This window comes from Halorussus marinus (genome assembly GCF_004521895.1).
Lineage (GTDB): Archaea > Halobacteriota > Halobacteria > Halobacteriales > Haladaptataceae > Halorussus > Halorussus marinus.
Map to the genome: position 1 here is coordinate 25659 of NZ_SBIR01000007.1, position 13582 is coordinate 39240.

At 69.6% G+C, this 13582-nt stretch carries 14 protein-coding genes and 1 tRNA gene; 8 read left to right on the forward strand and 7 right to left on the reverse strand.

Features of this window, described 5'->3' with window-relative positions; genetic code table 11:
• Positions 1 to 170 precede the first annotated feature (170 nt).
• Together EPL04_RS10285 and EPL04_RS10290 are read left to right on the forward strand one after the other, a co-directional pair.
• Positions 171 to 1118 (forward strand): ring-cleaving dioxygenase, encoded by a 948-nt coding sequence (locus EPL04_RS10285; protein WP_134671257.1) that lies wholly within the window; start codon positions 171 to 173, stop codon positions 1116 to 1118.
• A gap of 1 nt (position 1119) precedes the next feature.
• The gene (locus EPL04_RS10290) at positions 1120 to 1761 is read left to right on the forward strand and encodes an alpha/beta hydrolase (RefSeq protein WP_134671258.1); all 642 of its coding nucleotides are present in this window, start codon (positions 1120 to 1122) and stop codon (positions 1759 to 1761) included.
• 20 nt (positions 1762 to 1781) lie between these two features.
• Here the strand turns inward: EPL04_RS10290 and EPL04_RS10295 are convergent, their stop codons facing one another.
• Both EPL04_RS10295 and EPL04_RS10300 read right to left on the reverse strand, forming a co-directional pair.
• Complete coding sequence (locus EPL04_RS10295) at positions 1782 to 2795, reverse strand: amidohydrolase family protein (RefSeq protein WP_134671259.1); 1014 nt, start codon at positions 2793 to 2795, stop codon at positions 1782 to 1784.
• A 265-nt stretch (positions 2796 to 3060) separates the two neighbouring features.
• A complete protein-coding gene (locus EPL04_RS10300; protein WP_134671260.1) occupies positions 3061 to 4284 on the reverse strand; it encodes an HD domain-containing protein in 1224 nt (407 codons plus the stop codon).
• A gap of 90 nt (positions 4285 to 4374) precedes the next feature.
• On the opposite strand from EPL04_RS10300, the gene cofD reads away from it, so the two are divergent.
• The 4 genes from cofD to EPL04_RS10320 are packed head-to-tail and all read left to right on the forward strand — an operon-like array spanning position 4375 to position 7590.
• Positions 4375 to 5382: a 2-phospho-L-lactate transferase gene (gene cofD, locus EPL04_RS10305; protein WP_134671261.1), complete on the forward strand. Its 1008-nt coding sequence runs from the start codon at positions 4375 to 4377 to the stop codon at positions 5380 to 5382.
• A complete protein-coding gene (locus EPL04_RS10310; RefSeq protein ID WP_134671262.1) occupies positions 5382 to 6149 on the forward strand; it encodes a tRNA-dihydrouridine synthase in 768 nt (255 codons plus the stop codon). Before cofD ends, EPL04_RS10310 begins: the two co-directional genes overlap by 1 nt.
• Complete coding sequence (locus EPL04_RS10315) at positions 6146 to 6982, forward strand: triphosphoribosyl-dephospho-CoA synthase (RefSeq protein ID WP_134671263.1); 837 nt, start codon at positions 6146 to 6148, stop codon at positions 6980 to 6982. Before EPL04_RS10310 ends, EPL04_RS10315 begins: the two co-directional genes overlap by 4 nt.
• Positions 6979 to 7590: a DUF447 domain-containing protein gene (locus EPL04_RS10320; protein WP_134671264.1), complete on the forward strand. Its 612-nt coding sequence runs from the start codon at positions 6979 to 6981 to the stop codon at positions 7588 to 7590. Before EPL04_RS10315 ends, EPL04_RS10320 begins: the two co-directional genes overlap by 4 nt.
• A 106-nt stretch (positions 7591 to 7696) precedes the next feature.
• Here EPL04_RS10320 and EPL04_RS18760 read toward each other — a convergent pair whose 3' ends face one another.
• The gene (locus tag EPL04_RS18760; RefSeq protein WP_167599455.1) at positions 7697 to 7864 is read right to left on the reverse strand and encodes a hypothetical protein; all 168 of its coding nucleotides are present in this window, start codon (positions 7862 to 7864) and stop codon (positions 7697 to 7699) included.
• Between the two features lie 156 nt (positions 7865 to 8020).
• On the opposite strand from EPL04_RS18760, the gene EPL04_RS10325 reads away from it, so the two are divergent.
• The gene (locus EPL04_RS10325) at positions 8021 to 8194 is read left to right on the forward strand and encodes a 30S ribosomal protein S17e (protein ID WP_134671265.1); all 174 of its coding nucleotides are present in this window, start codon (positions 8021 to 8023) and stop codon (positions 8192 to 8194) included.
• Between the two features lie 175 nt (positions 8195 to 8369).
• Positions 8370 to 9404, forward strand: a complete 1035-nt coding sequence (asd, locus tag EPL04_RS10330; protein WP_134671266.1) for an aspartate-semialdehyde dehydrogenase — start codon at positions 8370 to 8372, stop codon at positions 9402 to 9404.
• A gap of 37 nt (positions 9405 to 9441) precedes the next feature.
• Here the strand turns inward: asd and EPL04_RS10335 are convergent, their stop codons facing one another.
• The 4 genes from EPL04_RS10335 to EPL04_RS10350 form a co-directional block, all read right to left on the reverse strand.
• Positions 9442 to 10404, reverse strand: coding sequence for a D-2-hydroxyacid dehydrogenase (locus EPL04_RS10335; protein WP_134671267.1), 963 nt, complete (start codon positions 10402 to 10404; stop codon positions 9442 to 9444).
• A 122-nt stretch (positions 10405 to 10526) separates the two neighbouring features.
• A tRNA-Glu gene (locus EPL04_RS10340) sits at positions 10527 to 10601 on the reverse strand.
• A gap of 125 nt (positions 10602 to 10726) precedes the next feature.
• Positions 10727 to 11407 carry an NUMOD3 domain-containing DNA-binding protein gene (locus EPL04_RS10345; RefSeq protein ID WP_134671268.1) on the reverse strand — a complete coding sequence of 227 codons (681 nt, stop codon included), beginning with the start codon at positions 11405 to 11407 and terminating at the stop codon, positions 10727 to 10729.
• A 151-nt stretch (positions 11408 to 11558) separates the two neighbouring features.
• On the reverse strand, positions 11559 to 13538 hold the full coding sequence (locus EPL04_RS10350; protein WP_134671269.1) for a 3-hydroxyacyl-CoA dehydrogenase/enoyl-CoA hydratase family protein: 1980 nt from the start codon (positions 13536 to 13538) through the stop codon (positions 11559 to 11561).
• Positions 13539 to 13582 lie beyond the last annotated feature (44 nt).

A 13582-nucleotide genomic window follows, 5' to 3' on the forward strand; every position in this document is an offset into this window, starting at 1 on the left:
TCGAATCAGGTAACACGGTGAAACTGGCGACCGGCGCGGACGACGGCCGGATAACACGGGTGCCACCCGGTGACGCGGGCGTCCGCGAGCGCCTAAGTGGTTCAAGACCGAAGCAGGTATCACAGAGACACTGGCACCGCGTCACGCCGGCGCCAGTCTCCCCACGCACCATGACCCACAACGTCAACGGCATCCACCACGTCACGGCGATCGCGAGCGATCCGCGAGCCAACGCACAGTTCTACACCGAGGTCCTCGGCCTCCGCCTCGTCAAGCGGACGGTGAACTTCGACGACACCTCGACGTACCACCTCTACTACGGCGACGAGACCGGGACGCCCGGCACCGTCCTGACGTTCTTCCCGTTCGGCGACGGTCGGCGCGGCCGGCCCGGACGCGGGCAGGCGACCGCGACCGCGTTCGTCGTGCCCGAGGGGTCGCTCGACTACTGGGCCGACCGACTCGACGCCGAGGGCCTCGACGTCGGGGCGCCCACCGAGCGGTTCGGCGAGGCGGTCCTGCCGTTCGCCGACCCCGACGGCCAGCCCCTCGAACTCGTCGCGGGCGAGTCCGACGTCGCGCCGTGGAGCGGCGGGCCGATCCCGGACGAGCACGCGATCCGGGGCTTCCACGGGGTGACGCTCAACTCGGCCGACCCGGAAGTGACCGGGTCGGTGCTCGAAGCGATGGGCTACGAGTCCGACGGCGAGGACGGCGACCGGCGTCGGTACCGGACGGCGGGCGAGCGCGCGACAGTCGTCGACCTCCGGACCGACGACCGCGGCCCCCGCGGCGAGCCCGGCGTCGGCACGGTCCACCACGTCGCCTTCCGAACGCCGGACGAGGAGTCCCAGTCGGCGTGGCGCGATCGCCTCTCGGAGATCGGGCTGTCGGTGACCTCCCAGAAGGATCGTCGGTACTTCCGGTCGATCTACGTCCGCGAGCCCGGCGGCGTGCTGTTCGAGATCGCCACCGACGGCCCGGGGTTCACCCGCGACGAGTCGGTCGCGGAGCTCGGTAGCGACCTCAAGCTCCCCGAGTGGCTCGAAGCCGACCGCGAGCGCATCGAGGCCGGGCTCGCCGACCTCGACGCCCCCGACCCGCAGGAGGCCGACTGAGATGGCGGGACCCCATCAGGGCCAGCCGGTCGCGGCGGCCGGTCCCGACCCCGAGGACGCCGCGGCGGGCGCCGTGCTGGTCCACGGTCGCGGCGCGCGCGCTCGGAGCATCCTCGGGATGGCCGGGGAGTTCGGCGTCGAGGACGTCGCCTACCTCGCGCCACAGGCCCGGCGCGGAAGCTGGTACCCCAACTCGTTCATGGAGCCGATGGACTCGAACGAGCCGGGACTCTCCTCTGCGCTCCGGGCGGTCGCCGACGCCCTCGAAACGCTCACCGACGCCGGCATCCCTCGCGAGCGCATCCTCCTGCTCGGCTTCTCGCAGGGGGCCTGTCTCGCCAGCGAGTTCGTCGCGCGCAACGCCGGGCGGTACGGCGGGCTCGCGGCGTACAGCGGCGGCGTCATCGGCCCGGAGGGGACGCCCCGGGATTACGACGGCTCGCTCGACGGGACGCCCGTCTTCCTGGGATGTAGCGATCGGGACCCCCACATCCCGCTCGAACGCGTCCACGAGACAGCCGACGTGTTCGAGGAGCTGGACGGCGACGTGACCGAGCGCATCTACGAGGGGATGGGCCACACGGTCAACGACGAGGAGATCGCGTTCGTCGCCGACCTGCTCGCGGATCTGGTCGCCGAATAGCGCCGGTCCGGTTCCGACGGTCACAGCACCGCGTCGAGAACGTCGCTCGCGCCGGCCCGCCGGACCACGGCCCGGACGACGTCCTGTGCGCCCGCGAGGTTGTCCGAGTCGCCGTCCAGCACGAGGAGCTTCGCGGGCCGGCCCTCCTCGATCAGCCCGGCGTCGAGGCCCGCGATCTCCGCGCCGTTGCGCGTCGCCATCCTGAGCACCTCGCGGGCGCTCACGTCGGCGAGCTTGGCGGCGAACTCCATCTCGCGGAACATCGACGGGCTGTTGAGCATCACGTTGTCGGTCCCCAGCGCGACGGTCGTCCGCTCGGCGAGGTCGCGGATCGGCGGGACGCCGACGCCGGTGACGAGGTTCGAGCGCGGACAGACCACCACCGGGATCTCGCTGTCGGCGACTCGGTCGAGGTGGAGCGACTCGGGGTGGACCATGTGGACGAGGAAGTCGGGGGCGAGGTCGAGCGCGGGGTTGATGTCGGTGGCGTCGCGCTCGCCGGCGTGGATGCCAAACAGCTTGCCCGCCCGGTCGGTCGCGGTGCGCTCGCGGCCGAACTCGGCGTCGCGGGCGCCGCTCGCGCCGAAGCCGTCGGCGGCCTCCATCGCCTCGACGGTCTCCCGGCCCAGGATGACGGGGTCGACGGCCAGCCGCTCGGCGGCCTCCCGGAGCGCGTAGACGCCCTCGACGCCGCCCTCCCGGAACTCGAGGAACGAGGCGGTGCCGGTCTGCTCCATGAACCGGATCGACCGCCGCATCGCCGCGACCTTCTCCTCGCGGGAGGCCTGCCGGAGCAGTCGGTGTTTCAGCCCGTCGGGCGGCGCGACCAGTTCGTCGAGGTCCAGCCCGCCGCCGGCCTCCTTGGCGATCGAGTCGCCGATGTGAGTGTGGGCGTTGACGAACGCCGGGAGGATCACCTTCGAGGACTCGACCGACTCTTCTTCGACCGCGACGATCTCGCCGTCCTCGGCGACGACCCGTCCCTCGACGGGCTCGAACTCGGGGCCGCGCAGGACGGTACCCTCCACGATCATAGTCGAGGATTATCGGGCGGGGCCTTCAATTCCGCTATTCGTTCACGGCGTTCCCGCAGTGCGATGCTCCTGCCGAGGCGGACTGCAGGTCACGCCCGCGCTCGACGACACAAACCACGGAGACACCGCAATCCGCCGCGAGCGACCGAAGGAAGCGAGCGGACCAAGCGACGACCGGAGCGAAGCGGAGGGAGGAGCGCCGTGTTTTTCATCGACGTTTTGCAAGGGCGCGCCGCTCGGGGCGCGCCCGCTGCAAAAGGTCGTATTAGAACTCGTCCAGCGTCGTCGGCGTCCCCCGGGTCCGGATCTCGCTGACGAGCGCGCCGTCGGTCTCCAGTTCGAGCACCGACTCGGCGGCCCGTCCGACCGACTCGGTCGCATCGGCGGGGGCGTACACGCCGAGGCGCCACTGCTCGCGCTGGACCCGTCGGAGCGCCGAGACCAGCGCCGACTGCCGGCCGAGCCCCCGGGTCTCGCCGTTGACGATGACCCGGGTCGAGGACTCGGTCATGCTCGGTCGGTCGAGCACGTCGACGATGACCTCGCGGTCGTCGACGCCGGCCTCGGCCGCGATCTCGGCCTCGTAGTCGCGGATGTCGTCGTGGCCGGCGTCGACGACCGACTCGGGCACGTCGCGCATCTCGGCCCACACCGCCCGCTTGTAGAGGTCCCGATCGCCGAGCCGCCGGGCGAACTCCCGGGTGCCGTCGGCGCGCCGGAGCGCGGCGAACAGGTCGTGGTCGTCCATCCGGCGGAGCTCGGCGGGGGTCGTCTCGCCGTCGGCGAGCAGGCGCTCGCTGGCCCGCTGGAGCATCCCGCGACAGATCCGGGTGACGTGGTGGTTGTAGACGGTCGGGTTCATCAGCGCCCGCGCCAAAAGCAGGCTCTCGGCGGTCGGGACGTTGCCCTCGTCGAGCACGAGCTCGCCGTCGATGAGCGTGAGCTCTCGGACCAGCCGGGCGTGGTCGATGGTGCCGTAGGGGACGCCGGTGTGGTGGGCGTCCCGGACGAGGTAGTCCATCCGGTCGACGTCGAGTTCGCCGGCGACGATCTGGCCGAGCTTTCGCTCGCCCGCGACGAGGTCCGCGACCGCCCCGGGGTCGAGGTCGTGGTCGCGGAGCACCTCGCCGACCGCGTTCTCCGCGAGCAGGTCGTGGACGTCGTCGTGGTACTTCCCGGTGTGGCGGTGGATGACCGCCTCGATGGTGTGGCTGTACGGCCCGTGGCCGACGTCGTGGAGGATGGCGGCCGCTTTCACCCGCTCGGCACGCGCGCCCTCGATGCCGAGGTGGTCGAGCGCCTCGCAGGCCAGATAGTAGACGCCGAGGCTGTGCTCGAACCGGGTGTGGTTCGCAGAGGGGTAGACGAGGTGGGCGGGACCCAGCTGCTTGATGCGCCGGAGCCGCTGGACTGCGGGCGTGTCGAGCAACGCCCGGGCCACGCCCTCGACCTCGATGTGGTCGTGGACGCTGTCCTTGATCGTCTTCATGCCCCCGGATTCGGCGGCTTCGTATAAAAACAGACGGACGCGGGCGCCGACAGCGCAAGCATTTACCCGTCCGAAGACGCACGTCGGGGTATGACGACGTTTCTCTCCGGGGGCACCGGGACCCCGAAGCTCCTCGCCGGCGCCGAGTCGGTGTTCGACCCGGCGGCGGTCACCGTGGTCGCCAACACCGGCGACGACGTGGAGCTCGGGGGCCACCTGGTCTCTCCCGACGTCGACACCGTCCTGTTCGAGCAGGGCGACGTGCTCGACCGCGATCGGTGGTGGGGCATCGCAGACGACACGACCGAGACCCACGAGGAACTGGCCACCCTCGCGGAGGCGGCCGGCCTCGAATCGGGGCCGCGCTACCTGCCCGACGAGGCCCAGACCGCGGGCCGGGAGATCGCGCGCTGGCGGCGCTTCTCCGGGGTCGCGGAGTTCATGGAGATCGGCGACCGCGACCGGGCGGTCCACCTCACCCGGACGGGGTTGCTCGACGAGGGCCACACGCTGACCGAGGCCACTCGGCGGCTCTGCGAGGCGTTCGACGTGCCCGTGGACGTGGTGCCGATGAGCGACGATCCGGTCGCGAGCATCGTCCACACCACCGACGCGAGCGACTACCCCGACGAACTCCACTTCCAGTCGTTCTGGGTCGCCCACCGAGCGGCCCCGCCGGTCGACGACGTGGAGTTCCGCGGGGCCGACCGGGCCGAGCCGTCGCCAGCCGCGCTCGGGGCGATCGAGGAGGGCCCGGTCGTCGTCGGCCCCTCGAACCCCGTGACGAGCATCGGCCCGATGGTCGCCATCGATCGCCTGCGCGAGGCGCTCGACGAGACCACCGTCGTGGCCGTCTCGCCGTTCGTCGAGGACGAGGTGTTCTCCGGCCCGGCCGCGAAGCTGATGGAGGCCGTCGGCTACGAGCCCTCGACGCGGGGCGTCGCGGCGGCCTACCCGTTCGCGGACGCGTTCGTGCTCGACGAGGCCGACGGCACCGACCTCGACCGGCCGGTCGTCAGGACCGACACCGAGATGAACGACGAGGCCGACGCCGAGCGGGTCGCCCGCGCCGTCGCCGACGCGCTGGAGGTGGCCTGATGTTCGAGCCCCGCGTCGCGCTCGCCAGCCTCAGCGGGCGGTCGGACGCCGCGTGGGCTCGCGCCGGCGAGTCGTTCGCTGGCGCGGCTTTCCTCGGCGGGATCGCGCTCGACGACCCGACCCGCGAGGCGGCCCGCCGGCTGGTCGCCCGGGACCGCGATGAGTTCCTGCCCGACGATCCGGTGGCGTTCGTCGCCGACCAGCTCGACGACCTCGCGGACGCCGACCTCCGGCCCGGCGTCAACGTCCGGACGAGTTCGCTCGGCCCGCTTCGGGCGGTCGCCCGCGCCTGCGCCGACCGCGGGGCCGTCCTCGAACTCAACGCCCACTGTCGACAGGACGAGATGTGCGCCGCGGGCGCCGGCGAGGCGCTCCTCCGCGACCCCGACCGGCTGGCCGAGCAGGTTCGCGCCGCGGCCGCGGAGGGCGCCGCCGTGAGCGTGAAGGTCCGGGCCGAACTCCCGGACGTGGCCCTCCCGGCGGTCGCCCGGACGATCGCCGACGCCGGCGCCGACGCGGTCCACGTCGACGCGATGGACTCCGAGGGCGTGGTCGCCGAGGTCGCCGACGCCGCCGACCTGTTCGTGATCGCGAACAACGGCGTCCGCGACGAGGCCACCGTCCGGGAGTATCTGGCCTGCGGCGCCGACGCGGTGAGCGTCGGGCGACCGAGCGACGATCCCCGCGTCCTCCGGCGCGTGCGGGCGGCGACCGCGTCGTGGTTCGCCGACGAACGCCCCGTCGACCGCGAGGGGGTGGCGCCGTGACCCCCTCCGAGGACGCCCAGCTCGCACTCTTGCTGGAGGTGGCGGGCACGCCCAAGCCCGGCAACGTCGACCGGGAGCGCGACCTCCCGGACCTCCGGTTCGAGCACTTCCTCGCCGGGACCGTGGGCGCCGGCGAGGGACTCCGGTCGGCCGCCGACGGCGCGCCGGTCGGCGAGGCGTTCGAGCGGGCGGTCGAGGGGATGAGCCGCCAGTCTGGGGGCAACACGCAGTTCGGCGCGCTACTGTTGCTCGTCCCGCTCGTCGGGGCCGCGGCGGCCGACGATCTCTCGCCGGACGGCGCGACTCGCGTCGTCGAGGACACGACGGTCGAGGACGCCGCGAACTTCTACCGGGCGTTCGACCACGTCGACGTGTTCGTCGGCGACCCGCCCGAGGACGCCGACGCGCTCGACGTGCGCCGGGGGTCCGACGCGGTGCCGGCGGTCCGCGAGCGTGAGCTGTCACTGTACGACGTGCTCGCGCTGGGGGACGACGACGATGACGTGGCGGCCGAGTGGACCGGCGGCTTCGAGCGCACCTTCTGGGCGGCCGACCGGCTCGCGGACTTCGAGGGGCCGGCGTCGGGCCGGGCCGCGCGGGTCTACCTCGAACTCCTCGCGCGCGAACCCGACACCCTCGTCGCGACCAAGCACGGCCGGAAAGCCGCAGAGAGCGTCCGAGTTCGGGCGCAGGAGGCGCTCGAAGGCGGGCCGGCGGTCGTCGAGGCGTTCGCCGAGTCGCTGGTCGCCGACGGGATCAACCCGGGCACGACCGCAGACGTCACCGCGGCGGCGCTGTTCGTCGCGCTCGCGCGCGGAGAGGTGTCGGTGTGACCGACGCCGACCGCGCGCCCGACGCGGACGCCGGCGCCGACGCGTGGCCGATCGAGTTCCGGGGCGTCACCGAGTCGGTCGTGACGACGCTCGGCCCGAACGACCGGTGGAACGTCGCGGCGCTGGGGCTCCATCCGCCCGCGTCGCCCGGCGAGCCGGTGACGGCCCGGACGTGGGGCGACACCCGGACGCGACGGAACTTCCGGCGGCAGGGCGGCGGCTACGTCCAGTTCGTCCGGGACCCCGTGGCGTTCGTCGACGCCGCGCTCTCGATCTGGGAGGTAGACGAGCCGGTGCTCGACGCGGCGGACGCGTGGGCCGAGATCGGCGCCGAGCGCGTCGCCGTCGGCGAGTCGGGCGACACCGAGTGGGCCGAGTGGCGGCTCTCGCCCCGCGATACCGGGATCGAACGCGAGGTCGTCCCGACGACGAACCGCGGGTTCAGCGCGGTCGTCGAGGCGACGGTCGCGGCCTCGCGGCTGGGCGTCGAGGCGTACGACGAGGAGACGCTCCGCGAGCGGTTAGACTACTTCGAGGACGTCGGGCGGACGTGCGGGGGCGACCGGGTGCGCGAGGCGTTCGACCGACTCGTCGACCGACTCGACTGAGGGTCGAGACCGAATCACTTCACTGCTCTCGGAACGCCGACCCGGGAGTCGGCTCTCCGTGGCGACGCCTCGATCGAAAAGCGCCCCGGCGACGCTCCGGGGCGGATCAAAACTCGTCTTTGCGGTCGATGGTGACCGTCCAGTCGGGGATCTCGTCGGGGACGTATTCGAGCTCCCAGACGCCCTCTACCTCCTTTCCCTCCCCGAAGGATCGGAGGACGAGCGCTTCGAGCTCTTCTTTGAACGTCGGGTCCGCTGTGTCGTTGTGATCCATGGCTCTCAGAACGGCGCTCTGTGTCCGTACGATGAGGTCCGAAACCAAGTGTATTTATAGTTACGAAACGCCCGAGTCGGCGCTCGGACCCGAGGCTCCGTCGCGCGACGACTGCGAACGAATGGGTTTAAGGTTCCCAACGGAAAAGTTGCTGGCATGCCAATCAAGCCGGACTACGTCAAGAAGACGGGTACCATCCTGCTCGACCGATATCCCGAAGCGTTCACCGACGACTTCGACCAGAACAAAGAGAGCGTCACGAAGCTCACCAACATCGAGTCGAAGGGCGTCCGCAACCGGATCGCGGGCTACGTCACCCGCAAGCAGTAACACGACCTTTTACTGCGGTCGGCGCACGAACGCGCCTCCCTCCTAAAACGTCGGTGAAAAACCACCGGGAGAACATCGCTCTCCCGGCGGTTTTGATCGAGCGTTTGCAAGGGTGCCACCCGCAACAAACCGTCGAACCCAAACCGTTTTCCTACCGTAGCGCTCACCCACGACAATGACAGTACGTGTCGGCGTTCTCGGTGCGACGGGCGCGGTCGGCCAGCGATTCATTCAGTTGCTCGACGGCCACCCCGAGTTCAAACTGGCGGCGGTAACCGCGAGCGAGTCGAGCGCGGGACGGACCTACCGCGACGCGGCCAAGTGGCGCATCGACGCCCCCATCCCCGAGGCGGCCGCCGAACTCACCGTACGATCGACCGACCCCGAGTCGGTGCCAGACGACGTCGACCTCCTCTTCTCGTCGCTCCCGTCGGGCGTGGCCGCCGAGGTCGAACCGGCGTTCGCCGAGGCGGGCTACGTGCTCTCGTCGAACTCCTCGAACGAGCGGATGGCCGACGACGTGCCCCTCGTGATCCCCGAGATCAACCCGGGCCACCTCGACCTGCTCGAAGTCCAGCGCGACGAGCGCTGCTGGGACGGCGCGGTGCTCAAGAACCCCAACTGCTCGACCATCACGATGGTTCCGACGCTCGCGGCGCTCGCGCCGTCCGGGCTCGAACGAGTCCACGTCTCGACGCTTCAGGCGGTCTCCGGGGCGGGCTACTCGGGCGTCTCCTCGATGGAGATCCTCGACAACGTGCTTCCCCACATCGGCGGCGAGGAGGACAAGATGGAGACCGAATCCCGGAAACTGCTGGGTTCGTTCGACGGCGCGACCCTCTCTCACCACGACGTGTCGGTCTCGGCGTCGTGCAACCGCGTGCCGACTATCGACGGACACATCGAGAACGTCTGGGCCGAGACCGACGAGGCCGTCTCGCCGACCGACGTCGAGGACGCGTTCCGAGGCGTCGAGAGCCTCGATCTGCCGAGCTCGCCCGAGCCGCTGATCCACGTCTTCGAGGACCCCGAGCGGCCCCAGCCCCGCCTCGACCGCCACGTCGGCGACGGGATGGCGATCGCGGCCGGCGGCGTCCAGGAGACCGACAGCGGCGTCCAGTACAACTGTCTGGCGCACAACACGATCCGCGGGGCGGCCGGCGCGGCGGTGCTGAACGGCGAACTCCTCGCGAGCGAGGGCTGGCTGTAGGCGCGCCCGAGACGGCGTCGGTCTCCGGGGCGGGCAGTCAGACGACGCGGTTTTCCAGCGGCTCGCCCGCCGCCAGCCGATCCAGATTCGTCGCCACGATGTCGGCCTGCCGGGCGTAGTACTCGGGGGTGTGTCCGGAGCAGTGAGGGGTGATCAGGCAGTTCTCGAAGTTCCAGAGCGGGTGGTCCTCGGGCAGGGGTTCGGGGTCGGTCACGTCGAGGGCCGCCCCGCGGACGTACTCGCTCCGGAGCGCGTCGACCAGCGCGTCGGTGTCGACGACCGGGCCGCGGGCGACGTTGACGACGACCGACTCGGGCGGCAGGGTGGTGAACTCCGGGGCGCCGACGAGCCCGCGCGTGGTCTCGGTCAGCGGGCACGCCAACACGAGGTAGTCGGTCCGGGCGAGCGCGTCGTGGAACTCGTCGGGGTCGAAGCCGACGACCTCGTCGGTCGGCCCGCCCTTCGAGGGGGTGTACCGGACGCCGATCGTGTCGACGCCGAACCCTTCGAGGCGCTCGACGACGGCCCGCCCGATGGCCCCTAACCCGACCACGGTGACGGTGCTATCCTGGAGTTCGTACGCCTGGAAGTGGCGCCACTCGCGGTTCCGCTGGCGGCGCCACCCCTCGTGGAGGCGCCGGGCGAACACGAGGAGGTTGCCGACGACGTGCTCGCCGATGTTCGGGCCGTGCACGCCCGAGGCGTTGGTGACCGCCACGCCCCGGTCTTCGAACGCGTCGAGGGGTAGGTGGCCGGTCCCGGCGTACGCGCAGGCGAACAGTTCGATCTCCGCTGCGTGCGCGAGCAGTTCCTCGTCGATCTCCATCCCGGTGACCACCGGCGCGCGCTCGATGAGCTCGCGCTCCTCGGCCGGCGTTCGGGCGACCCGCACGTCGGCCTCGGGCAGGCGCTCGCGGAGCGCCGCGGCGTAGTCGCTCAGGGCCATTCCGTGGGTCGGCTTCCGCAGAACGAGCACGTCTGGCGTGTCGGCGTCGGACATGTGGGGCGGTTCGGGAGCGAGCACTAAATTCTCTCTTTCTGCGACAGCCCTACTCTTTTACAGTCTGCTGGTGTCATCCCCCTACCTGTCGAGTTCCACTCGACAGTGATAGATCGTAGAAATGCTCCGTCTGGGATTTGAACCCAGGTCACAGGCTCGAAAGGCCCGAATGATTGGCCGGACTACACCAACGGAGCGTAGCACGCATCCGGATTCGATCCCGGATCCACTCGGACGAATGGCACGCACGCTTATAAACCCAACTAAATCGCTCTCCCGCTGTGCCGTGGTTTAACATCCGCCAGTGGTGACCGCCGTCGGCTTACTCTTCGAAGAGCAACTCTATCGGCGCTTCGAACTCGATCTTCCCGTGGTCGGCCCGACCGTGACACCGCTTGCAAAGCAACACCAAGTTCCGCTCGTCGTGTGCATCCTCGGCCGAGCGACCCGCAGTCTGTCGGAATACCCTAACAGGGACGATGTGATGGACTTCGAGTCGCCTCTCGTTTCCATCGTGCCCGCAGTGTTGACACACCTTGTCACGCTCGCGGATCCGCTCGCGAGCGAGCGACCAACCGGCCCCGTAACGCTGACTGTATCCGCCACGCCAGTTCGGATTGTCCTCGCCCGCCGTTGATTCGCTCATCTTTCGCCGCGTTTCCTCCGAGCGATCGATGCCTTCTAACGAGTCGGCGATTCGCTCTCGCACGTCGTCGAGTAACTCTTTTCCCCGGTGAGATTTCGACATTCGCTCTCGCGTCTCCGCAGAAAACGATCGATCGGTTAACGACGCCGAGATCTTTTGTTTTTCCTCTTCCGTGCGCTCTCGCCCGTACATCGGGTGATTCTCTCCGCGCAGCTCTCGCCGTGGGATGTCGAACTTTTTCATATAATGGCGGATCTGTCTGACCGAGATCCCACACTCCTCGGCGATTTCCCGCTGTGTCAGGTTCTCCTCCCAGTACTTGATTTCGAGCCACCAGCCGTTCCGGTATCGCTTCACTCGTTATTTTAGGATCTAGATCAGCTATAAATTTTAGATGAAGTGTTCTTGTTCCTGCTAATTGCGACCGAAAAGGAGACGGTCGAAATCGCGCCGCCCGAACCCGGGGTCCCTTACCGTCGACAGCGAGCCCCGACGGCGGTCGCTTCGCTCACTTCCCTTGGAAGTCGGGCTCGCCGTCGCCCATGAACGCCGTGACGCCCTCCATCAGGTCGTCGGTGTTCATCAGGTGGCCGAACGCCTGGGACTCGACTTCGAGGCCCGCGTCGGTGTCGTCCCGGCCCGCGAGCATCGCCCGCTTGGTGTACTTCTGGGCGATGGGCGGCCCCGCCGCGAGGTCGGCCGCGAGCTCGAACGCCCGGTCGCCGAACTCGTCGGGAGCGACGACCTCGTTGACGAAGCCGTACGACGCCATCGTCTCGGCGTCGAAGCGGTCTGCGGTGAAGATGATCTCTTTCGCGCGACCTTCACCGACGATGTGCTTGAGCCGCTGGGTGCCGCCCCAGCCCGGCAACAGACCCAGATCGTGTTCGGGCTGGCCCAGCTCCGAGCGGTCGGTCGCGATGCGCATGTCCGCGCAGGTCGCCAGCTCCATCCCGCCGCCGAGACAGTAGCCGTCGATGGCGGCGACGACGGGCATCGGACACGCCTCCAGCTTGCCGAACGTCTCTTGGCCCTTCTTCGAGAGCTCGACTGCAGTGAGCGGGTCTCCGCCGCCAGCGGCCATGCTCTGGACGTCCGCGCCCGCGGAGAACGCCTTGTCGCCGGCCCCGACGACCAGGAGCGCACGCACGTCCTCGTCGGCTTCGAGCGCGTCGACGGCGTCGGCGAGGTCGTCGAGCAGTTCCTCGCTGACCGTGTTCATCCGGTGGGGTCGATCGAGAACGACCTTCCCGACCATCTCGCCGGGCTTCTCGACCCGGATCGTGTCGAACTCGTAGGCGTCGCCGCCGTCGCCGTCGGCCTCGTCGCCGTAGAAGCCGCCCTCGTCGGCGGCCGTCCGGAGCGCGTCGCTCGGCTCGTAGCGGGCCGCGCCGGTCTCCTCGTGGAGTTTTTCGAGCGTCTCGACGAGGGCGTCGAGTCCGGCGTCGTCGGCCAGCTTCGCGGGGCCGTCGGGGAAGCCCGCCCCGAGCATGACCGCCTCGTCAATCGCCGCCGGGTCCGCCACGTCGTTGCCGACGAGCTTGGCGACCTCGTTGGCCATCACCGCCTGAAGTCGACGGACCGCGGCCTCGCTCCCGGCGTCGGTCGGGATCTCGACGCCGCCGTCCTCGTAGTCGTAGAACCCCTCGCCGGTCTTCTTGCCCAGCGTCTCGGCCTCGACCTTCTCGACCAGCAGGGGACACGGCTCGTAGGCGTCGCCCAGCACGTCGTGCATGTAGTCGAGGACGTGGTAGCCGACGTCGATGCCGACCTGATCGGCGAGTTCGAAGCTCCCCATCGGCAGGCCCATGTCGAACTTGGTGGCGCTGTCGACTTCGGCGACGGTGTACTCGCCGGATTCGACCATCCACGCCGCCTCGTTCATCAGGGGCACGAGGATCCGGTTCACGATGAATCCGGGGCTGTCCTTCCGGACCCGGACCGGGGTCTTGCCCATCTCCTCGGCGAGGGCCTCGGTCAGTTCGAGCACCTCGTCGTCGGTGTGGGCTCCGGAGATGACCTCTACGAGCTGCATCCGGACCGGCGGATTGAAAAAGTGCATCCCGCAGAACCGCTCGGGGCGCTCGGTGACCTCCGAGAGCTCGGTGATCGAGAGGCTGGAGGTGTTGGTGGCGAACACCGCGCTGTCGGGCGCGTACTCCTCCAGTTCGCCGTAGACGTCCTTTTTGATCTCCATCTTCTCGGGCACCGCCTCGATCACGAAGTCGGCGTCTTCGACCGCCTGCTCGAAGTCCACCAGCGCCGTCACCCGATCGAGCGCCGCGTCGGCCTCCTCGTCGGTGATCCGGTCGTTCTCCGCGAGCTTGCCGAGGCTCCACTCGATCTGGTCGTAGCCGTTCTGGACGAACTCCTCTTTGATGTCCCGGAGGTTCACGTCGAACCCCGCGAGGGCCGCGACCTCCGCGATGCCGTGGCCCATGTTTCCGGCGCCGAGAACTGCGACGGTGTTGATATCTTCGACTTCCATACCCGTACGCTCACTTGCCGGCCGTTTCAACGTTTCCCTCTCGG

Coding starts and splice junctions, on each gene's coding strand:
- asd (WP_134671266.1), top strand. CDS start 8,370: ATGACAGTACGTGTCGGCGTTCTCGGTGCGACGGGCGCGGTCGGCCAG.
- cofD (WP_134671261.1), top strand. CDS start 4,375: ATGACGACGTTTCTCTCCGGGGGCACCGGGACCCCGAAGCTCCTCGCC.
- EPL04_RS10335 (WP_134671267.1), bottom strand. CDS start 10,404: ATGTCCGACGCCGACACGCCAGACGTGCTCGTTCTGCGGAAGCCGACC.
- EPL04_RS10325 (WP_134671265.1), top strand. CDS start 8,021: ATGCCAATCAAGCCGGACTACGTCAAGAAGACGGGTACCATCCTGCTC.
- EPL04_RS10285 (WP_134671257.1), top strand. CDS start 171: ATGACCCACAACGTCAACGGCATCCACCACGTCACGGCGATCGCGAGC.
- EPL04_RS18760 (WP_167599455.1), bottom strand. CDS start 7,864: ATGGATCACAACGACACAGCGGACCCGACGTTCAAAGAAGAGCTCGAA.
- EPL04_RS10290 (WP_134671258.1), top strand. CDS start 1,120: ATGGCGGGACCCCATCAGGGCCAGCCGGTCGCGGCGGCCGGTCCCGAC.
- EPL04_RS10350 (WP_134671269.1), bottom strand. CDS start 13,538: ATGGAAGTCGAAGATATCAACACCGTCGCAGTTCTCGGCGCCGGAAAC.
- EPL04_RS10310 (WP_134671262.1), top strand. CDS start 5,382: ATGTTCGAGCCCCGCGTCGCGCTCGCCAGCCTCAGCGGGCGGTCGGAC.
- EPL04_RS10295 (WP_134671259.1), bottom strand. CDS start 2,795: ATGATCGTGGAGGGTACCGTCCTGCGCGGCCCCGAGTTCGAGCCCGTC.
- EPL04_RS10300 (WP_134671260.1), bottom strand. CDS start 4,284: ATGAAGACGATCAAGGACAGCGTCCACGACCACATCGAGGTCGAGGGC.